The organism is Polaribacter sejongensis, from assembly GCF_038024065.1.
In the GTDB taxonomy this organism is placed as follows: domain Bacteria; phylum Bacteroidota; class Bacteroidia; order Flavobacteriales; family Flavobacteriaceae; genus Polaribacter; species Polaribacter sejongensis.
Genome location: NZ_CP150667.1, coordinates 323,619 through 345,529 on the forward strand (window position 1 = coordinate 323,619; position 21,911 = coordinate 345,529).

Sequence of the window (21,911 nt, forward strand, 5' to 3'; positions counted from 1 at the left end):
CCTAAAGAAAACTTTTTAGACACCACAATACTTCAACTATTAACAACCTTTGCATTCAACTAAATAGATTATCTATTATTAATTTAAAACTAATTGAATCATGATTTTAAAAAACATGCACATATTTAAACTGAGGTATTTACTTCTTTTCCTTGTTATTACTATTTTGTCTTGTGAGGTTGAAGAATTAAGAGAGGTAACGCTTTTTGAAAAAGGAATTACAAATGCTTCGGCAAGTGCAACGGATATTGAGTCTGGCGGAACTATAACTTTTACAGATCTTTCTACTAAAGTATATTCTAGAGAGTGGACGTTTCCTGGTGGCTCTCTTACCACATCAACAGAACCTGTTGTAGACGTAACTTTTAATAATACTTCTTTTGATGAAATTTTAAAAAGTGACGTTGTTTTAACAATTAAACATATTGATAACTCGATATCTGAAAAAATATTTAACGTACAAATTGCTCCTATAAATGCATTGCCACTCCCAATTCCTTTTGGAGGAATTGCTGTAAATGTACCCGGAACTATTGAAGCTGAAAATTATGATGAAGGCGGACAAGGCGTTGCATATAATGATACTGAAGAAGAAAACTTAGCTGAAACAGCAGGTAGTGCTACTTATAGAGATGATGATGGTGTAGATGTACAAGTTAGTACGAATGGTTTATTAACAAGTGTAGGATATACTGCAGCTGATGAATGGATAAATTATACTGTTGAGGTAACTGAAACAGGTGTTTATGATATTGAATTTGTAGTTGCTTCTGGAAGTACTACTGGAGGAAAATCAATTAAATTTCAAAAAATAGCTCCACGAACTGGAGTTATAACCGAATTAGGTGAAACAGGTGATTTTGCATATACAGGTGGATGGGATAGTTATACAAACGTAACAATTCCTGCAGTAACATTAATAGCAGGAACCAATACATTTAGAACACATTTTACTGGAGCTGATACTAATTTAGATAAAATCAATATTAAACCAACTCAAACAAATGTTACATATCGTATTGCATTTGCAACTGATGATTCTGCAGGTGTTGATGCTGGGTATATAACAATGCTTAAAGATGCTGGCTACGAAGTAGATGCTGTAGATGGTGCTTGGAATAATTTAGATGTTTCTGGAGTAAATGCTTTAAACGGATACGATTTAGTTATTATATCTAGAAATACTAACAGTGGTAATTTTGGAGGAGACCCAACTGTAAAAGACAATTGGATGACTGTTAAAACACCTTTACTGTTAACTAGTTGCTTTATAACAAGAAACTCAAGATTACAATTTGTTGATTCTGGAACTTTTGTTGAAAACGCTTCACCTAGTTTTAACGTAGATAATACATCGCACCCAATATTTACAGGAGTTACTTTAACAGGAAGTGGAGAAACTGGCGATATAATATCTGGTGGAAATACAAATATTACTGATGTTACTACTGCTGGAAATGGTTCACTAATTGCTTCAGATCCAACTACAGGATTCTTAGCAATTGGAGAATGGGAAGCTAATATAGAAGCTTATACAGGGGCAAGTACTCCTTCAGCAAAAAGAATGTTTTTAGGTGTTAATGCTGGCCCTTTTGCACTAACTGATGTTGGACAACAACTTTATTTAAATTCTGTACAATATTTAACAAGCGGAATTGTAACAGATAACGCAGGTGGTGGTGGTTCTGCAACTACATTAAACATTGCATTTGCTTCAGATAAGGTAGGTGATGCTGAAGATGATTTAGAATATATTGCATTGTTAGAATCTAAAGGGCATACTGTTAATGCGGTTAATAATAGTTGGGATAATTTAGACGCAACAGGTGCTGCTACTTTAAATGGTTATGATTTAGTTCTTATATCTAGAAATACGAATAGCGGTAATTTTGGTAGTGATGAAACGGTACGAGCTAATTGGATGTCTGTTACCACACCTGTAATTGTTCTAAGTTCTTATATAGCAAGAAACTCTAGATTACAGTTATTTGATTCAGGAGGTTTTGATGAAGGTGGAAGCTTAAATGTAACGTCTGTAGATCCTAACCATCCTTTATTTATTGGTATAAATATTACGGATGGAGTTACTGATGATTTAGTTACTTTACCTTTACATGTTACAGATGTTACTACAGCTGGTAATGGTACAATTTATGCTACAGATAGCGCTTCTGGAAATGTAGCTATCGCAGAATGGGACGCAAATACAGCCGCATATGCCGGTGGTGGTGTAGCTGCTGGAAGAAGAATGTTTTTTGCTGTAAATGTTGGTGGTTATGCCTTAACATCTACGGGAGAAACATTATTCTTGAATGCTGTTAACCACATGGCAAAATAATTTTTTGGGGGATTTTTTGAGTTAATGTTAAACCTGTGAAGCTATAAACTTCACAGGTTTTTTTGTTTTATAACTGTCCCGTACTAAAATAGCGATACACTAAACCAATAGTATAATGAAAAGTATTGCAAACACTAAGTATAAAAAAAGAAACCAAAAAGATTGCTTACTTTCTTTTAAAGTTAATTGTCTATTTTTTTTTACTTCCATTTTACAAATCTATTAATTTAGATTTGTTGCGTTAAGTTATTGAATCGAGGTAACCTAAAAATAAATAAACCATAACAGGTTTAGGTAAGTAAGATTACTTATGTTAGATGAAGGGAAGATCCAAGTTACCTAGCATTGATAAGAGGTGCATATTCAAAGAAAATTATAGGATTTAATGTATCTAAATAATTTATGTGTTCAAGGGGCATTATAAGCATTATATATGGCTTTGAAAAATAAATAAGGAAAGCCCCCATTTATCGGATCATATGTTGATACCAAACCAAATGCAGAAGTAAAATAAAATTCAAATAAAACATATAAATCAAAAAGACTGAACAATGATGTCATTGTTTCGTTTTAAGTATTAAATTTAATCCTTTATGAATCTGTATCGATTATTTAGGATTAGACAACTCTTTTTTATTCTAAGAGATTTTTTACAAAGCACTTTTATACACCCAATGATCATTTTCCTTTACAAAAAGAGAATTTTCATGTATCACATTTAAAGAACTATTCTCATAAAAAAAGGCTTTAAACTCAACCGTATTTTCTGTGGATTGTAAAACATTTAATTTTAGCCATTCTACAGATTTTGTCCAAGCTAATATTTCTTTTTTCTCAAAATTAGAAGGTCGGGTAGAGCTATGGTGACTTTTTTGTAGATAATCAATATTGGCCATCACAAAAGCACTATATCTAGAACGCATTAAAATTTCTGGAGTAGTTACAGAATGTATATTTTGATGCGCTTTTTTACAACAATCTTTATATAACTTAGATGGATTACAAGGACATTTCATTGTTTTATTCTTTACTAATACAATTTATCCTTTTAAATAGAAGGATATATTGAATCATTTAATGCAAATATAAAGGTATATCCTCTTATTTGTAAAACATAAATTATTATAAAATTGATGGCGCAGAGAAACAATATATTTTTTGTACAAAAAAACTATTCGTATGTAATAGTAAATTTTTAGCTATACCCTAAAAGGCGCTTCACTATCTATATCATCAAAATTACGTTGAGACACTAATTTATTTTCTAATGGCTCATAGATTTCAGACTTCATATTGCTACCATTAAATTTAGACGTCCAATACACCAATTTTTGTAGGTTAAGGGTTCTAAAGTCTTCAGATACTTTTTCAGAAAAATCACAACCACTAATACTTAACACTTCAAGTTGTGTTAGTGTTGCTAATTCTACCGGTAAAACCACTTGTTTAAAATTGTTTATTCCTAAAACACGTAGATTTTTCATTTTGGCAATCCAAATAGGAATTTTTTCTTCTTTATGATGTGCACTGATAAAAAGCGTTTCTAAATTCAACTCAGAAATTGATTCAGGATACGTGGTACCATTTTCATCTAAGCCTTCTAACCAAAGGTGTTTTAAGGAATTCCAACGGGATATCACGTCGATACTTTCATCACTGATGTTATTACAATGGATCAGTTTTACCGCTTTAATAGTTTCAACTTTAAGATTATCTATGGTTTTAACAGCTACACTCTGCATTATTAATTTTTTAAGCTGAAGTAAATTTACAGCAGGAAAATCATCAAAACCTCTGGCTTCAAATACATCTAAAAACTCAAGGTTTGATGTGTGGGCTAATAAACGTTCTAAAGCTTCGGTAGTTCCGTTATAACTATCAATTTTTAATACTTTTAAATTGGGATGATTAAAGGCTGTTAATGCATTGTTATGTTCTGGCTTATTTTTTTTAAACGTAATGGTAAGCTCTTTTAAATTCACGAAGTTTTTTAATAAGCTCTCTAACTGACTCACATCACTGGTAAAATCAAACGATTCAATTTTCTCTGGATGTCTAAAAGTTTCAAAATCTAATACATTATTTACATCATTATTTCTATGTCCTAGATTAAATTTAGCTGCACTAATTACTGCATAAAATTCCTGTAAATTTAGTATTGGTGTGTCTTTAATTTCTAGATTGTACACATCTAACTTTTCTGTTCCTGCATTTATGCCTTTAATTTCAGAAATCGTTAAATTGGTAATTTGTCTAGGCAAATGGTCGGTGTCTACAACTAAAGCACTCGCATTTTTAATCGTTAAGTTTTCTAAATGCTCTATTTTTGAAAACAGTGTAGGAAAAATTCTAACTGCTAATTTTATATCTCTAGTACCTGACTCTTGAAATCTGTATAATTCTACATTTTTAAGTTTTTTACATTGCTCAATTCCTTCAAAAAGCCAATCTAATTTATGCTCTAGTTTGTAATTTAGCGTTGTTAAGTTTTTAAATGCAGCTAATGATGTTTTATGTGGAATTTCTGGTGCTTCACAATCTACAGTTATCGTCTTTAAATTAGGGAAAAACGACGCGTTATCTAACACAAAATTAAGTAGTTTGGGCGAATCTATTTCTATAGATTCTCGCAGACTTACTACCGTCATTGGTGTTATATTAGTTTCACTATATGTAATTTTTGTTTCTAATTTAGGTCTAGGTGCATCTCCAAAACATCTAGACGTATCTCCAAAAAACAAGGTAGACGATATGGAATCTATCTTAGGCGCATTAAGTTGAAAAAGTTCTAATTTTGGTAAATCTTCAAAACCATTTGGTAAGCTACCTATGCTTTTAGATAAAACCTGAAACTCTTTTAGTTGCTTTAAATGACTAACATCTTTAGGCAATGCTGTTAATTCACCTAAGCAAAAAAATTCTATTTGTTTTAAGGTTGCTGGAAACACAACTTTAGACAAATCTTGAACACCGACAAAACGTAGTTTGAATACTTTTAATTCAGTAAGGTTTGTAAGCCAATTAAAATCGGTTAGATTCATATTAGGAATAATTTTTCCAATCCAATAATCACCTTCTATACGTAATTTTTTTAAGGCTGTTAACTGCGACATTGTACTAGGAAACCTTTTTAGACAAGGCGCAACAAGCTTTAATTTATTTAAATTTAATAAATTACCAAAATCCTCTGGTAGTTGTTCATAATCACCTTCTAGATCTATTTCTTCTAAAGACGTTAATTTTGATATCTCATTAAGAATACTATCATATTTATTACCAAAATCTTTTAAATGGATTTCTAAACTTTTTACGCCGTTAAATCGTCTTAATATATGTGGATGTTCTAACAAGCGATCTAAAAAATCTGTCGAAGAATGAAAAAACCATAGTTTTGATCCTCCACCAATTAGATTATGTAATTTAAGAAGGTCTAAGTCTTCAGATAGCAATCCATATTCTAAAATAGAAATCATTCTGGCTACACGCTTTCCTTTTTGTGTTATTCTTTTTCGACTTTTAAAAGCTATTTGTAAAGCTTCTGGGGCTTGTTTTTTTATGATGTTAGCACACTCTGTTCTATTTTTTTTATTAGATGTTGTTTTTGCAATCACAAAAATTTCATAATAAAAATCCTCTGGAAAGTTTTTACACTTTTTAATGTCTTCATAATATTCATCCATTGTATAAAACTTGAAAACAGGTGTTTCTGCTGGTTTTGTCATAATAATCGTTAATTTTTAAAGTATAAATTTCTTTTGAAAACAGGTTTTTTAGATTGCTGTACGTTGTGCTTAAATTTCTTTAACAGTACAGATTATATTTTTCATATCTGTTATCAAAATCCTCTTTTAATAATTTATTTCCAGCTAATGCGTAGTATTTAGAAGATTTCATATTGTTTCCATTAAATTTTGAATACCTGTAAATTAAATCCTCTAAATTCAAATTCTTAAATTCATCAGACACTTGTTCTGAAAAATCACAGCCTCTAATACTCATTATTTTTAATTGGGTTAATTCGGCTAATTCTTCCGGTAATGGGGAACGCCTAAAGTTTTCTATACCTAAAACTCGTAAGGATTTCATTTTTCCTATCCATTTCGGGATTTGTCTCTTAGCGTAACAACCATCAATAAAAAAGGTATCTAAATTTAAGTCTGCAATGGTCTCAGGATAGCTTTCAACATCTTTACTAATGCTTTCTAACCAAAGAAATTTAAGCGTTTTCCAATGCGATGCCGTAACCATAGCATCGTAACCAAAATTGTCACACGATAAAACTTTAAATAGTTCTATGTTGGGCACTGTTAAGTTTTCTATAGACTGTATATCATCGCTATAAAATAATATCAGTGTTTTTAGTTTGTTTAAAGTAATTTTAGGTAAGTCTGCAAGTCCTACACAATCGTAAATTTCTAAAAATTCTAGATGAGGCGTATGCTCTAATAATAATTTAATAACACTAGTGTTACCATTAAAATTTTTAATGGTTAAGTTTTTTAAATTATGGTGTGTATAAGCGGTTAAACCGTTGTTTTGTTCGGCATTATCTTTATTAAAATCAATGGTTAGTGTTTGTAAATTACAAAGTGCTTTTAATGCCTTATCTAAGCCTTTTACATTACTATTAAATATGAAGTTTTTAATGTTTTCAGGGTCTTTAAAATTATCAAAATCTAGAATCTCATTTTTAACTCTATTTTCATCGCCTAACTTCATTTTTTTAGCACGTATTACCGAATAAAATTTTTGCAATGCGGTAATAGGTGTATCTATTACTTTTATATGATTTACCTCAAAATCTTCAACACCTGGCTCAATGACTTTTATATCTGTAATGGTAAGACTGTCTGTCTTTATAGGTAAGTAATTTGTATTTAAAACTAGTGCTTTTGCACGGTGCACTCTTAAGGTTTGCAAATGCTTTACTCTAGAAAATGCTTGCGGGAAATTAGCAACATCAACATTTGTCATTTTAGCATTAGTCGCATCGTATATTCCGAAAATAAGAACGTCTTCTAGCTTTTTACATTCGTGAATACCCTCTAAAACCCATTCTAAATGATGTGCTAATCTATACTTAAGGTTTTTAAGTTTTTTAAAAGCAGAAAGCGTATGTGCACTTCTTCTTTTTGGTGCATCACAATTAATTTCTATCTCTTTTAAATTAGTAAAAGACAAGGCATTATCTAATACAAAACTAAGAAGCTCTGGATGGGTAAAAACGATTCTTTTTAGCTTAGTTACAGGTGTTACTCCATAAGGCATAAATTCTGTATACAAACCTAGTAAACGTTTAATATTTGGTCCAAAAATAAAAGATGCAGGAACTTTTTTTAATTTTGATAAATGAATAACTTCTAAAACCTCTAAGGTTTTAAATTCACTAACAGATGCAGGAAAGTGTTCTAAGGATTCCATACCACTTAGCCTCAATTTTTTTAGTTTGGGTAAGTGACCAAGTGTTTCTGGTAAAGCGGTTAGATTTTCTAACCTAAAAAGCTCTAATTTTTTTAAACTTGCCGGAAGCTCTACACCAGAGAGGTCTTGTACCGTAAAAGAACCTATTCTTAAATGCTTTAAACTTGTAAGTTCTGTAAGCCAAGTAAAGTTAACTATGTTAGGGTTAGGATCGTCATCACCAAAACGAAAATCCCCTCTAAACTCCAACTTTTTAAGTGCTTTTAACTTGGTTATTCCTACGGGAACCCATACTAAGTTAGGTGCTGCTAGTATAAACTCTTTTAAGCTAACTAATCGTTCTAGTTCTTCTGGTATGTATTTATAATCAATGTCAAGTTCTAGTTTCTCTAATGAGGTAAGTTGCGTTATGTTGTTTACAACGCTACTAAAACCTTCTTTCTGTCTAGAGGTGCTAATTGATAATTCTTTAATACCATTAAACTGACTTAAAAGACGGGGTGTTTCTATGAAAAATTCAATGATTTCTTTTTTTGCATATTCAAGCGAAAGCGTTAAATGCCTACAAACAAGTGTAAATAGTTTAAAAAGGTCTAGGTCTTCTGAAAGTACACCGTACTCTAATATAGCAATCAGCTTCTTGTTAAAAGAAGAAGAATCTTCTATCAGCGTTATTTTTTTTCGACTTTTAAAAGCTAACTGTAAAGCTTCTGGTGCCTGTTTTTTTATGATATTGGTACATTCGGTTCTAATCTGCTTGTTTTTAGTAGATTTCGCGAGTACAAAAATCTCGTAATAAAAATCTTCTGGGTAATTTTTACAAGCTTTAATCGTTTTATAAGATGCTTCATCATTATTAAAATTGAAACCATGTTCGTGTTTAGCAAATATCATAAGGCTGTTTATTTTTGATGATACAAACCTATTTTAAAATCAGATGTTTTTTGTCACTGTATTCTGTGATATTATAAATACACCTTCATTTAAAAAGTTAAAACTTTACAAAAAAAAATCATTAAATACAGTGATGAAAAAAAGCAATCTTACTTTTACCTTGCCATTAATTATGATTCCTTTTTTTATAAGGTTTATAATCAGCATTTATAATTGATTTAAAGAATTAAGACATATGATTCCAGTAGAAGAAGCAAATAAATACGTAGAAAAATATAAAAAACCAGAAATAGATCGGTTTGATTTTCGTCCATTTTCTGAACCTTATAGAGTTTTAGCTAAAATTTTAGGAGGTTTTGATAAAGGCGAAAGAAGAAACTATTATAATGTAAGTGATTTTGTTGCCATTTTTGACGATGCAATTACAATAAATCCATGGAGAACCGAAGAAGGAATGCGCTTAGCAATTGAGTTATATGGTATTGTTCAAACTCCGTATTTAGCCGATATGTGGGATTTTATGGATACGTTACCTTATCAAAGAGGATATGACAGAAAAGCTTTTAGGTCTGTAAAAACGCAAGATACATTACGTAATAAATTACAGTTTTTTACCCATTTTTTACGATTAAGTAGAAGAGGTTTTGGCGGCTTAACATTACAAGAGCAGTTTCAATATAGCACGTATTTTCCAGGTTCAAGTGGTTATTTTTTAGCAACCTTACTACATAATGGAGAAGGAGTGTTTGATGAGTTATTAGACGATATTATTCAGGGAGAAGATGAAATTGGTGGTATTAGTATAGATATTATAAAAGCATTATTACTGTCTGAAGACGAAAAGCATTGGGAAATGGTTGGTAAATTATTACTAGCTGCCCAACGTCAAGAAGGATTAAGACAAACTATTCTAGAATCTTTAGATGAAGCTGGTCTTGGTGCTTTAAAATACATGATTAATATTGTTTTAGAAAACGACCTTACTCGTTTTAGTAGTGTTACTAGAGCAGTAAGTACTTGGTTTGGTTTAAATTGGGACACTCCTAAAAAATCGGTAATCAATAGAGTTTTAGAATTAGCACAATCTTTAATTTTAAATTTAAAAGAAGTAGACACACTTCTTAAAAGTAAAGATAATTTAGAGGTTTTAGTAGCTTTATGGTCTATTGCTATTTTAGATGTAGACAAAGCAAATGCTAAAGCGTTAGATCTTGTTTTTACATCAGAAGATAGAAATAAAAAGATTTTAGCATTATATTTTATATCTAAAACAGACAGAACAAACGATTCTTTAGTAGCGTATTTTAAAAATGAAATTGGTAAGGATTATGCTTTAGATCATTGGATGGCGGTAAATTTACCACACAATACTTCATTAGATAATGACACTTTTTCAAAATTATTTGATGTAGCAAAAGCAGCAGAAGAAAAAGGTAAAACCTTCGAAACTAAAATATTTTCTTGGTGGAGTTTTACACCTAGCTCTTATTATTTTTATCAGTTTCTTTTAAGCGGATCTACAGAAAATCAATTAGAATTAATGGCGAATGATTTAGAAGTGTTGCCAACAGAATTTAGAGAGAGTTACATTCGTAAAGTTTTTCCTATAGATTACAGTTATTCATTTTACAATTATCAAAAAGATTCAGAGAAAAAAGAACCTTTAAATTTTGATAAAAATTCGTGGAAAAGAGCTTTAGCAAGAAAAGCAATTTATAACAGAAACGAATTGTTAATGGCTACCGGACTTAATTTGTTTAGTAGAATGCATCTTTATGATGAAGATTTAGAAATTGCAGAAGATTTATTAAGAAGAAAACATAAAGAATTACGTACTTCTTTAATTCAATTATTGATAAAATTACCAGCAGATCGTTTAAGAAACAGTGCTACAAATTTAGTAACAGCAAAAAGTATAGATCAACGTTTAGGAGGTTTAGAAATGTTAACGCTTTTACACGACGAAAATAGACAGTCTAACTTTGTAGAAGACCAAATTCGTATGTATAACGAACGACCTAAAATCACAAAAAACGAACAAGTTTATTTAGATAAGTTTTCTGACAATGCAGAAGAGTTTAATTATAGTAATGGTTTTGGAGCTATAGATTATGATAACTTAACACCATTATATATACCACAATCTCGTTTCGAGAAAAAGACCAGTTTCTTCGATAAATTAGGGATTACAACTTCAGAATCTGCAGGATTTAAATTTAAAGAATTTATAGACGCAAATAAAATTATAAAAGAGGTTAATAAGTTAATCGCAATTGTTACTAAAAATAAACATTTCGAATATCAAGCGGAACTATATAGAGGAGAAATAGCAACCACTTATATAGAAAAAGGGATTCGTAGTATAAAAAGATTAGATGAAGATGCTACTGCAGAAGATCATTTACAGAACCTTCCTTTAGCAAAATTATGGATTGCTTGGTACGAGCAAAGTACGCTTAATGATTTTGAAATGCATGCTGCAATCCGTTACATTAATAATCATAATAATCCATTTGGAGATTATAAAGAATTAGGCACTTTTGCGAGACAATATTATCCAGATTTAAGCGGATTAAATTTAGATAAAGAAGACCGTTATAACTCAAAATCTGAAGCTTATAATGAAATTTTACAACGTCTATATAAAGTGTATGTAGAAGAAAAAACAATAGCTAATTTTAAGCTAGATGTTATGGAAGATATGATTGCTAATTTTCCAGACAAGCTGAAGTTAGTACAATATCAAACGTCTAATTATCGCTATAATAAAAAAACGTACAATTGGGCAAACATCATTTTACCACTTGTACCAAGTTTAGGTATTAATCATTTAGAACTTCTTACAGAAGAACAAGTTCATAAATATTGGAGCTTTTATATGTATTTAGTTGCACAAGATATAGAATATCCTAATGCAACTGCAGATGTAAGCGTAATTACAAAACAATTCAGTAGACCCGGCATTGTTCCATTTCCTAGTATGCCGGTAACTTTAAGACTTTACAAAAAAGGCTTAATTAATGATGATGATTTATGTTTGCAAGCCTTACATTCTCGTCAATTAATGTCTCTTATGGACGGTGGTTATAATTCTAGAATAAATTATAAATGGATAGAAAAAGACAGCGTACCTAAACATGTTTTTGCAGCCTTAAAAACCAATTTATTAGAAACAGAATTAGAACGTGGAGATATAGAAACTACAGCAACAGGTTACATGAATGGTATTCATCGTGTAGAAGGTGTAGATTATGTATTTAGAATTTTAGAACGTTTAGGAAAAGATAATTTTGAGCGTGGTTATAGTTATTATGGAGAGAGCAAAAAAACTATTTTTAGTTCTATGCTTAAAAAATCTCTCTTTAAAGATACCGAAAGTTATGCCGATTTTGCTGCACGTGCAGATGCTTCTAAAGTGACTAAAAAACGTTTGATAGAACTTGCGTGTTATGCAACACAATGGACAGGTGTTATTGGAGAATATTTAGGTTTAGAAAAATTAGAAGATGCCGTTTGGTGGTTTCAAGCACACGCTTCAGATCGTATGAATAGCGAACAAGAAACCATTATTTCTCGTTATTCTAACATTCCGAAAAGTGATTTTGCTCTTGGAGCCATAGATGTAGATTGGTTTAATAGAGTGTATAAAACCATCGGAAAAACCAATTGGAAATTACTACATGACGCAGCCAAATATATTTCTGACGGAAACGGACATAGACAAGTAAAATTATATTCTAGCGTAATGTTAGGTGAAGTAAAAATTACTGAAACGTTAAAGAAAATTAAAGACAAGCGGGACAAAGATTACGTGCGTGCTTTAGGTTTAATTCCGTTAAGTAAAACCATACCAGAAAAAGATTTATTAAAGCGTTATAATTTGTTGCAAGATTTCTTAAAAGAGAGCAAGCAATTTGGAGCACAACGTCAAGAAAGTGAAGCTATTGCAGTAGAAATTGGTTTAGACAATTTATCTCGTAATGCAGGTTATCAAGATCGTGTACGCTTTAGTTGGGCAATGGAAGCAAAAGCTACTCAAAAAATTATGGAGAATTCTAAAATTTCCATAGAAGAAACGGAGATAGAATTAGTAATTAACAATCTTGGTAAAACAGATATTAAGGTTACCAAAGCAGGTAAGTCGTTAAAAAATATTCCTGCCAAATTACGTAAAGACAAGCAAATAATCGCTTTAAAAGAAAACAAAACATACCTTTCTAGACAATACAGCAGAACCCGTTTATCATTAGAAAATGCAATGATAAATGAAGATGAATTTACAGCGCTAGAAATTCATAATATGATGCAACATCCTATTGTAAAAGTGATGTTGAGTAAATTAGTAATGTACGTTCCAGAAAAAGAAATTTCAGGTTTTTACAATGAAAGTATTTTAACAGATGCTAACGGTAAAACGCATCAATTAGAAGAAAACGACCTTTTAGTTATTGCGCACGCATCTCATTTATACAAAGCAGTAGAGTGGGATATGTATCAGAAATACTTATTTGCAGAACGTTTAACACAACCTTTTAAACAAGTATTTAGAGAGTTGTATTTAGTTACCGATGATGAACGCGAACATAGCAATCGTTCCGAACGTTACCAAGGACACCAAATTCAGCCTAAAAAAACCATAGCACTTTTAAGAAGTAGAGGTTGGACGGTAAGTATGGAAGAAGGCTTACAAAAAGTATATCACAAAAAAGGTTTTATAGCAACAATGTATGCTATGGCAGATTGGTATTCGCCCTCAGAAGCAGAAGCGCCAACCATAGAAGATATCTGTTTTCATTCTGTAGATACGTATCAAAGAATTCCGCTTACCGAGATTCCGTCTGTAATTTTTAGTGAAATTATGCGAGATATAGATCTTGTGGTAAGTGTTGCACATGTTGGTGGTGTAGATCCAGAAGCAAGTCATAGTACCATGCAAATGCGTGCTGCTTTGGCAGAAGAATCGGCAAGATTATTCAAGCTTAAAAACATTACCGTTAAAGAACGTTTTGTGTTTATTAAAGGAACCTTTGGCGAATACAGTATTCATTTAGGAAGTGGTCAAGTAAGCAAAAACGGACTTGCGTTATCTATAATTCCGGTGCATAGTCAGCATCGAGGTCGTATGTTTTTACCATTTGTAGACGACGATCCAAAATCGGCAGAAATTATTTCTAAAATGAAGCTTTTATCCGAAGATAATAAAATACAAGATCCAACAATTTTAGCACAGATAAATAGCTAATATTAAAACAATTATGGCGTTACCTCGCTTAGGCGAGGTCGGGCTTTCTGTTGCAAGTCCTCGTGCTAACGCACTGTGGGCTTTCCTCGTCAATCCCTAACGCAAAAAACATTTAGCATATTATGGAAATCACGTTACAACTAAAAAGGCTAGGCAAGAAGAAGGTTAAAAAAGTGCCTTTTACTTTAGAAGAAAATCCTAAAAATTTAGAAGAATTATTAATTGGTTGTGTAAAAAATCAAGTAGAAGCTTTTAATAAAAAACGAACAGAAGTTAATGTCATTGGATTTTTAAGTCCGGCAGAAATACAAGAAAAAGCAGAAAGTGGTAAAGTAGAATTTGGCGAATTAGCCAATACAGATTTAGCAAATTTGCAAAAAGCAATAGACAATGTTTTACTTTCTTTTAAAGACGGTTTGTTTGTAGTTTTTGTAGATGAAGATGAAATTACCGATTTAAAAGCACCTTTAGAATTAACATCAGAAAGTGTAATAGCATTTATAAGAATGACGTTTTTAGTTGGTACGTATTGGTAGTATTTAAATTCAGTAAATATGGATATTGAAAACATACAAAACCAATTGGCAGCACAAATTGTTAATCATCATAAAACTTGGAGCAATTTATTAGTCAACCTAGAATTCGGCAATGAAGCTTCCAGTTATTGGGATGTTACCTTAGAACCAACTAACATTTCTGTTGAGGTTAATACTAATTCTTTCACTTTTAAAAATGCCAAATTTATATTTGATGTAAATGTAGGAGTTTCTTACGGAGATGATGTTCAAGTTTTTACCGAACAAATTTCTGGCAAAGGAGTTTATCAACTTGTTGAAAATAAAACAATTAATCTTACAGAATTAATAATAGAGGAGTAGTGTTTAAAAAACAAATCTTACTAAAAAATGCTATTCAATATTAATGAGAAAAAAAGGATGAGGTTTAAAAAATAGCAAGAAAATTAATGGAAAAACAATTTAAAACTAAAACAGGATTTTGTCATATTTTACCAGATAAAATTATTTTAACAAGAGATGGAATCATTGGTAATATGGCAAAAGTGGTTGTTGGAAAAAGTATCACTCGAGTTTTAATAATTTATGGAGGAATTTCTGCTTTCTTACTTTATTCTGCATTTGATAGTTTTCAAACAGGTCAAATTCCAATGTCTATATTTTATTTAATAATTGGTTTATTTCTGATGTATGGAATATTTGCAAGCTTTAATAATTCTGCAACACCAATAATAGAAAGAAAAGACATTAAAAGTATCAAATTTAAAAAAGCAATATTCGGAATAACACGTTCTCGATTTGAAGTTCTTTTTAAAGATGAAAACGGAAAAATTAAGAAACGTATAATTATGTTACCAGGTTCATTAGATAATGGGAAAAATGAAACCGAAATAGCAAAAAAAATAATGAAAGAAGAGAAGTTATTAGATGAATAAACATAAAGAAATACTAAGACTTCATTTAAAATCAGTTTAAAACATCAGAATAAATAAAAAATTATGAAACAATATACAAACGCAATTATTTTTGGAATAGCCATCGTTACATCTTCTATATTCTTAGGAAAAGCATATACGGATAGAAATAAAAAAGATGGAGAAATTCAAGTTACGGGATTAGGTAAAACAGATTTTTCTTCAGATTTAATTGTTTGGGAAGGAAGTTTTAGTGCCGATAATTCAGATTTAAAACAAGCCTATTTAACATTAGAAGAAAAGAAACGCACCATTAATAATTACCTATCTAAAAAAGGAATTAAGCCAGAAGAATTAATTTATAGTGCTGTAAAAACAAATGAAAAAACGAAGCAATTATACACTACAAATGGAGAATATGCTGGTCAAGAATTTGTGGGTTACGAACTTACACAATCTGTACAAATAGAATCTAAAGAAGTTGATAAAATAGAAAAGGTATCTAGAGAAATCACTGAGTTATTAAACCAAGGTGTTCAATTTTACTCACAAGCTCCTAGATATTATTACACAAAACTTGCCGATCTTAAAATAGAAATGATTTCTAAAGCTACAGAAGATGCGAGAATACGTGCAGAGAACATTGCTAAATTTTCTGGAGGAAATTTAAGTGATTTAGAATCTGCTAAAATGGGAATTTTTCAAATCACAGGTCAAAACTCTGGGGAAGATTATTCTTGGGGAGGAACGTTTAATACAGCAAATAGAGAAAAAACGGCTTCAATTACTATGAAGTTAGTTTATAAAGTAGATTAATATCTTACTATATTTTTTAAGTAATTAAAATACAAAAGGGAGGGAAATAGCTTTATTTTCCTCCCTTTTTTAAATTCTGTTTTCTAAAATCTACAGGACGTATATGAGATATTTGATAAAATACATTACTAAAAGCGCCAATACTACTATAGCCACAAGCATAGGCAATTTCACTAATAGACTTGTTTGTTTCTAATAACATTTCCATACTTCTAATTACGCGGGTCATTTTTAAATATTGAAGAAAAGAAATATCAATATGTTCTCTAAATATTCTAGATAAACTTCTAGAACTCATCCCGAATTCCTTTGCAACCAAATTGAGTTTTAAAGGTTCTTCTAAATTATGATGAATGTATTTTAATATAGGTTTTAGTAATTCATTTTTTGTAGTTGGTAAAGCAATTGGAATTGGAACTCTAGAAACTGCCATCAATACATTTCTCAAAGCAATTAAAAACTCGTGTTGATGAGTTTGTTCTTTTGTAAACCCACCTTTCCATTCTTCGGTAAACAAAATCATTTCCTTTATTAAGTCGGTAACGGGGTAAATTCCCATTGTTCTTAATTTATGATCTTTAGGAAACAAATCTACGGGGAAATATAAATTACGAACCATAATAAAAGGCGAACGTAACTCTACGTTATGCTCCATTCCTGCTGGCATCCAAATAAAATGGCGTGCTGGTAAAAAATAAGAATTGGTTGGCGTATTTAAAAAAGCGACACCACCTTCAATATAAGATAATTGATGTTTATGGTGTTTGTGCATTGGCAATTGCTCTTCAATTTTAGTATGATGTATAAAAATGCTGTCTTTTATATGATCAACATCTTTTAAAAATTGAAATGGATTATAGTCCTTTTTCATCCTAATTGTTATTTGGCTCAAATTAGTAAATATTTGTCTATTTACAAAAAACAAAGCTATAATAGTCTCGGTAATTTTGCTCAAAAATAGAAACAGAAATGATTAGCAGTTTAATAAAAAGAACATTCTTCTTTTTAGCAGTACTTTTTAACACCTTTGGCTATGCTCAAGAAATATCAAAAGATAGTGTTTTCTTAAGTTTAGATGATGTTTGGAGTAAAGCAGAGATTTTTAGTAAAGAACTAAAAGTTCAGCATTTAAAAGCGGAAATTGGTAAAGAAAACATCCTCGATGCCAAAAACAAAAGATTACCATCGTTAGACTTTGATGCATCTTATGGAAAATTATCAAATATTCCTGTTTTTGTAAACGGAATTAATAACAGTGCAGAATTTATTCCTTTAGAAGATCATAGTGTTTATGATGCGTCGGTATCTGCTTATTTTAATATTTATGCTGGTGGCGCTTCAAAAACGGCGATTAAAACAACCGAAGCAACTAAGGAGTTTTTAGAACATATTGAAGAAGAAACAAGCGACCAATTGCATTTAGAAGTAATTCAATATTATGTAAGTCTGCAACGTTCGTATCAATATGAAAATTTAGTGAAGCAAAATATCAAACAAAATACAGAACGTGTGCGTTTGATTGAGCAATTGTTTAAAAATGGTGTGGTGTTAAAAAGTGATTTTCTAAGAGCAAAATTACAATTAGCGAAACTTCAAACACAATTGGTTACCATAAAAAACGACCTTGTTATAGTAACACAAGCTCTTAATATTTTAGTAGGAAATGAAGACGATACACTTTTAATTCCGTCTGATACAATTCAGACAAAAGATATCGCTATCGATAAGAATTACGAAACTTTTGTTTCGGAAATGCTTAGTGAATCGCCTTTAGAAAAAATGGCCGAAAAACAAATAGAATTAAGTGAATTAAAAACAGTTGCTTTAAAAGCAGATAAACTTCCTAAGATTGGTTTTTTTGGGAGTTATACGTATTCATATCCTCAAATTAAGCTTTATCCTTATGAACAGGCACCTTATTTATTAGGTGTTGCAGGTATAAAATTGTCTTATGATATTTCTGCACTTTATTATGACAAGCATAAAGAAAAAGCAGCCGAAATAGCAGTAGAGCAACAAAAATTAGCCAAAGAAAATGTGGATGATAATTTAAGAAAGCAAGTAAAAACAGCTTATAGTCGTTTTAAAGAAGATGTTATAAAAATTGAAGTTGCGGAAGAAAATATTCAATCTGCACAAGAAAATTATCGCATCGTAAAACAAACTTACTTTAATCAATTATCTCTTTTAACAGATTTGATTGATGCAGATACCCAACAATTAGAGGCCCATTTTGAATTGATTAACAATCAAATAGCAGCCAAAGTACATTATTATCAATTATTAAAAATATCAGGAAAATTATAAATGAGCACAGCATTAAAAAAATACGAAAAGACAGATAGAATTCTTGTACGAATTACCTATCTGGTCGCCTTATTTATCTTAATCGGATTAATAATATGGGGTGTGTTTTCTATGATTCATCATTGGAGATATGAAACAACAAATGATGCACAAGTTAAAGAATACATTAACCCAATTTTAAGCCGTACCAATGGCTATGTACAAGAAGTAAAGTACAAAGACCATGAACATGTAAAAATGGGAGATACTTTAGTTGTATTAGATAGAAATGAAGCTTTGGTACAACAAGATATTGCGAAAGCAAAATTAAGAGCAGCCGAAGCACAATTGCATGTTTTAGAAAGCAATCAAAATACGTCTAACGTAAGTTCAGGGGTCAATCAATCGCAAATTAATGCGGCAAAAGCACAATTATATCAGCAGCAAAAGGAATATGAACGCTACAAAAATTTATTAGACAACAATGCCGTAACCCCACAACGTTTTGAAGATATCCAGACCAAACTAAAAGTTGCTGAAGCGAATTTTGAATCTGTAAAAAGAAGCTATCAAACGTCACTGAGTAAAACGACTGATGTTGGCGCCCAAATAGAAGTTGCAAAAGCAACAATTCAAGAGAAAAAAGCCGATTTAAATAAAATTTTGCTCGATTTAAAATATGCAATAATTACTGCTCCAACCAATGGTTATATGGGTAAAAAGAATTTACAAATAGGACAATTGGTACAAAAAGGACAAACCATTGGTTTTATTGTAGATAAAAATCAAAGTAAATGGATTGAAGCCAATTTTGAAGAAACACAAATTGCAGCGTTGCATGAAGGTCAAAAAGCAAACATTACAATTGATGCCTTTCCTGGAGAAACATTTAAAGGAACTATAGAAGCATTTTCTGCCGCTACAGGATCTCAATTCTCATTATTACCTCCAGATAATGCCACTGGAAATTTTGTAAAAATTACACAACGTTTTCCTGTTCGTATTAAACTTACTGATAATGAAAATAGCTTAGAACAACTTCGTGCTGGTATGAGTGCCGAGGTAAGCGTTCCTAAATAATAAAATTAAATTATGTCTACAACTTATCATCATTCCTTCAAATCTTGGGTTCCAAGATGGCTTATGGTACTTGCAATTTTGCTTACACTTGTTCCTGTAACCGCTGTTTTAGGGATTTATATGGGCGGAATGGATAGTGCGATGAGTTATTATGCTGCCGATTCTTATGACATTAAATTTTCTATTATAATGTTTTATTTAGGGGTAGCGAGTGGCTTTTCTTTAGAAAAAACAATCTCGACTAAATTTGCTACCAAACCATATTTTACCATGTGCTGCATCTTATTTATACTCGTAAATTTGATACTTTATAATACCCAAAATTTAATCTTATTAATTGTTTTTAGGTTTTTAAACGGAATGCTGGCACTTGTATTTGTAGGCACTTCATTTAATCTAATATTTCAGCAGTTTCATTCCCAAAGAAGTAGAGTATTAAGCTATGCTTTTTTGTACGGAACCATGTTTGGCTCTGTACCGCTTTCTTATATTGTTGATGCTGTTCTTTTTTCAAACTACAATTTTAATATCCTTTTTATATTAATTATATTTTCTTGTTTACCTGGTTTTGTATTGCTTTTTGTTTGCTTAAAAAATGGGGTAGAATTAAGAAAAGAAAAAACTCGCATTAAAGACAAAGTAGATTGGGTAAGTTTTGTATTATATGCGGCTGCTTTAACCACGGTGACTTATATATTATGTTATGGGCAATACTACAACTGGTTTAAGAGTTTACATATTATTTTAACAACAATAACCTTTGTTATTTTGTTACTCTTGTTTGTTTTTAGGCAATTAAAGTTAGAAACACCTTATGTAGATCTTAGCATATATAAACATCGAAATTTTAGAATTGGAATGTTAATGCTCGTCGCTTTTTATATTACAAAAGGAGATACTAGCGTGTCGTTTGGCTTCTTTGCCAATGGGCTTAATTTAGATGTTTATCACAAAAGTTATGTGATGATAATAAATGGAGTAGGAGTTATTTTTGGAGCACTATTAACGGCACGATTTATTTTAGCAGGTGTAAGAATACGATTAATTTGGCTTACAGGATTTGCTTCATTTTTATTTTTTCATATCTATATGATTTTCATATTGGGAAATCAAGCAGAAATACTAGATATTATATTACCCTTATTTTTTCAAGGTTTTGGTAATGGTATCTTAATTGTTTCTATAGTTATTTTTTATGCTACAGGAGTTCCTTCTGAAATAGGTTTTTCTGCTTCGGTTACTGGAGTTTCGTATCGTTGTTTTACTTTTACATTAAGTATGGCGTTGGTTACTTTTATGGGCTTGCGTCAAGGAAGTATGCATTATAATAATTTTGCAGAGGACATTGTAATTACAAACCCTGTATCTGCTCTACGGTTACAAAACTACAAGGAAACCTTATTAAGTCACGGAGCTTCTAAATTACAAGCTTCTGCAGGTGCAAGAAAAATGTTAGGAAAAGCAGTAGGAGTTCAATCTAATCTTTTGTTTGCCCGCGATTACTATATTTACTTAAGTTGCTTTATCATTTTTGTAATGCTTGGTATTGCTTTAATTCCGCATTTTCATTATCACCTTAGAAAAATTACAGATAAATTAACGCCTATTTAATGATTCTTTAAATATTGATACTGTTATGAGTTTATAAAGGGAATTTAAACGAATCGTTTATTATATTCTAATTAAAGAATAATACCATTATATTTTTATATCACAGAATACCATGATAAAATTGATCAAATACTCTTATAGGTTTGTATTAAATTAATTACAACACTATACTTATGACAGATCAAGAAAAAAAACAATATTTAGCAGAAATAGACGAAGTAGTACAAAAAGCTGTAGATGGAGAATATAAACTTTATCCTGTACTACAACCAGCAAGTTGGCCAGGTGTTAAAAATGGTGCGTTATATAATGTAGAAGTTTCTGAAGACGATAATAAAGATGTTCCTTTAGTTATTAAATCTTATGCCGTAGAAACGCCAGATGGCTTAGTGTATCTATCAAAGAAACATAAAGAATTTTTTGGAAATAGAAACTTATATCAAGAAGCTAGCGACAACTTAGACGAGCTTGAACAAGAATTTAATTTTGAAAAAGAATTTGATAATAAAGTGTTGAGTTCAAATGGAACTCGATTTTCTAATGAAAGAGCTCTTAGTTATACACAGATGCGTATGGCTCATGATTTTTTAGAGTCAGAAGAATTATTTGTATCTATACCTAGACGTGGTAATATCCTTATTATTCCTAAAGATTCGGACAAAGAGCTCTTAGATATGTTTTTACATGTGCATAGACATAATTGGAATGATACAACTTACAACAATGCGCATATTGCTAATATACTTTTATACATAAAAAGTGGTAATAGAGAAGGTATCGTATATCTATAAATC

At 30.8% G+C, this 21,911-nt stretch carries 14 protein-coding genes; 10 read left to right on the forward strand and 4 right to left on the reverse strand.

Going from position 1 to position 21,911, the window contains the following annotated elements; genetic code table 11:
• The first annotated feature begins 100 nt into the window (after positions 1-100).
• Positions 101-2,338 (forward strand): hypothetical protein, encoded by a 2,238-nt coding sequence (locus WHD08_RS01040; RefSeq protein WP_208889570.1) that lies wholly within the window; start codon positions 101-103, stop codon positions 2,336-2,338.
• Between the two features lie 650 nt (positions 2,339-2,988).
• On the opposite strand, the gene WHD08_RS01045 is transcribed toward WHD08_RS01040, so the two are convergent.
• From WHD08_RS01045 to WHD08_RS01055, 3 genes are all read right to left on the reverse strand, one after another.
• Positions 2,989-3,354 (reverse strand): YchJ family protein, encoded by a 366-nt coding sequence (locus tag WHD08_RS01045; protein WP_208889569.1) that lies wholly within the window; start codon positions 3,352-3,354, stop codon positions 2,989-2,991.
• A gap of 183 nt (positions 3,355-3,537) precedes the next feature.
• Entirely contained in the window at positions 3,538-6,060 is a 2,523-nt protein-coding gene (locus tag WHD08_RS01050) for a hypothetical protein (protein WP_208889568.1), read from the reverse strand.
• 79 nt (positions 6,061-6,139) lie between these two features.
• The gene (locus tag WHD08_RS01055) at positions 6,140-8,653 is read right to left on the reverse strand and encodes a hypothetical protein (RefSeq protein ID WP_208889567.1); all 2,514 of its coding nucleotides are present in this window, start codon (positions 8,651-8,653) and stop codon (positions 6,140-6,142) included.
• Positions 8,654-8,888: 235 nt separating this feature from the next.
• Here WHD08_RS01055 and WHD08_RS01060 point away from each other — a divergent pair, with 235 nt between their 5' ends.
• From WHD08_RS01060 to WHD08_RS01080, 5 genes are all read left to right on the forward strand, one after another.
• Positions 8,889-13,895, forward strand: coding sequence for a DUF4132 domain-containing protein (locus WHD08_RS01060; RefSeq protein WP_208889566.1), 5,007 nt, complete (start codon positions 8,889-8,891; stop codon positions 13,893-13,895).
• Positions 13,896-14,017: 122 nt separating this feature from the next.
• Positions 14,018-14,431, forward strand: a complete 414-nt coding sequence (locus WHD08_RS01065; RefSeq protein ID WP_205860180.1) for a hypothetical protein — start codon at positions 14,018-14,020, stop codon at positions 14,429-14,431.
• A gap of 18 nt (positions 14,432-14,449) precedes the next feature.
• Positions 14,450-14,773, forward strand: a complete 324-nt coding sequence (locus tag WHD08_RS01070; protein WP_208889565.1) for a hypothetical protein — start codon at positions 14,450-14,452, stop codon at positions 14,771-14,773.
• Between the two features lie 86 nt (positions 14,774-14,859).
• A complete protein-coding gene (locus WHD08_RS01075) occupies positions 14,860-15,345 on the forward strand; it encodes a phosphoribosylaminoimidazolesuccinocarboxamide synthase (RefSeq protein WP_208889564.1) in 486 nt (161 codons plus the stop codon).
• A 63-nt stretch (positions 15,346-15,408) separates the two neighbouring features.
• Positions 15,409-16,140 carry an SIMPL domain-containing protein gene (locus tag WHD08_RS01080; RefSeq protein WP_208889563.1) on the forward strand — a complete coding sequence of 244 codons (732 nt, stop codon included), beginning with the start codon at positions 15,409-15,411 and terminating at the stop codon, positions 16,138-16,140.
• A gap of 52 nt (positions 16,141-16,192) precedes the next feature.
• On the opposite strand, the gene WHD08_RS01085 is transcribed toward WHD08_RS01080, so the two are convergent.
• On the reverse strand, positions 16,193-17,011 hold the full coding sequence (locus WHD08_RS01085) for an AraC family transcriptional regulator (protein ID WP_208889562.1): 819 nt from the start codon (positions 17,009-17,011) through the stop codon (positions 16,193-16,195).
• A gap of 98 nt (positions 17,012-17,109) precedes the next feature.
• On the opposite strand from WHD08_RS01085, the gene WHD08_RS01090 reads away from it, so the two are divergent.
• From WHD08_RS01090 to WHD08_RS01105, 4 genes are all read left to right on the forward strand, one after another.
• Positions 17,110-18,447 (forward strand): TolC family protein, encoded by a 1,338-nt coding sequence (locus WHD08_RS01090; RefSeq protein WP_208889561.1) that lies wholly within the window; start codon positions 17,110-17,112, stop codon positions 18,445-18,447.
• Positions 18,448-19,506 carry an HlyD family secretion protein gene (locus tag WHD08_RS01095; RefSeq protein WP_208889560.1) on the forward strand — a complete coding sequence of 353 codons (1,059 nt, stop codon included), beginning with the start codon at positions 18,448-18,450 and terminating at the stop codon, positions 19,504-19,506.
• Between the two features lie 12 nt (positions 19,507-19,518).
• On the forward strand, positions 19,519-21,117 hold the full coding sequence (locus tag WHD08_RS01100; protein WP_208889559.1) for an MFS transporter: 1,599 nt from the start codon (positions 19,519-19,521) through the stop codon (positions 21,115-21,117).
• 173 nt (positions 21,118-21,290) lie between these two features.
• On the forward strand, positions 21,291-21,908 hold the full coding sequence (locus WHD08_RS01105; protein ID WP_165730855.1) for a hypothetical protein: 618 nt from the start codon (positions 21,291-21,293) through the stop codon (positions 21,906-21,908).
• The last annotated feature ends 3 nt before the right edge of the window (positions 21,909-21,911 follow it).

Bases quoted from the DNA above. Each gene is read 5' to 3' on its own strand.
- WHD08_RS01040 (WP_208889570.1), top strand. From the start codon at position 101: ATGATTTTAAAAAACATGCACATATTTAAACTGAGGTATTTACTTCTT.
- WHD08_RS01045 (WP_208889569.1), bottom strand. From the start codon at position 3,354: ATGAAATGTCCTTGTAATCCATCTAAGTTATATAAAGATTGTTGTAAA.
- WHD08_RS01050 (WP_208889568.1), bottom strand. From the start codon at position 6,060: ATGACAAAACCAGCAGAAACACCTGTTTTCAAGTTTTATACAATGGAT.
- WHD08_RS01055 (WP_208889567.1), bottom strand. From the start codon at position 8,653: ATGATATTTGCTAAACACGAACATGGTTTCAATTTTAATAATGATGAA.
- WHD08_RS01060 (WP_208889566.1), top strand. From the start codon at position 8,889: ATGATTCCAGTAGAAGAAGCAAATAAATACGTAGAAAAATATAAAAAA.
- WHD08_RS01065 (WP_205860180.1), top strand. From the start codon at position 14,018: ATGGAAATCACGTTACAACTAAAAAGGCTAGGCAAGAAGAAGGTTAAA.
- WHD08_RS01070 (WP_208889565.1), top strand. From the start codon at position 14,450: ATGGATATTGAAAACATACAAAACCAATTGGCAGCACAAATTGTTAAT.
- WHD08_RS01075 (WP_208889564.1), top strand. From the start codon at position 14,860: ATGGAAAAACAATTTAAAACTAAAACAGGATTTTGTCATATTTTACCA.
- WHD08_RS01080 (WP_208889563.1), top strand. From the start codon at position 15,409: ATGAAACAATATACAAACGCAATTATTTTTGGAATAGCCATCGTTACA.
- WHD08_RS01085 (WP_208889562.1), bottom strand. From the start codon at position 17,011: ATGAAAAAGGACTATAATCCATTTCAATTTTTAAAAGATGTTGATCAT.
- WHD08_RS01090 (WP_208889561.1), top strand. From the start codon at position 17,110: ATGATTAGCAGTTTAATAAAAAGAACATTCTTCTTTTTAGCAGTACTT.
- WHD08_RS01095 (WP_208889560.1), top strand. From the start codon at position 18,448: ATGAGCACAGCATTAAAAAAATACGAAAAGACAGATAGAATTCTTGTA.
- WHD08_RS01100 (WP_208889559.1), top strand. From the start codon at position 19,519: ATGTCTACAACTTATCATCATTCCTTCAAATCTTGGGTTCCAAGATGG.
- WHD08_RS01105 (WP_165730855.1), top strand. From the start codon at position 21,291: ATGACAGATCAAGAAAAAAAACAATATTTAGCAGAAATAGACGAAGTA.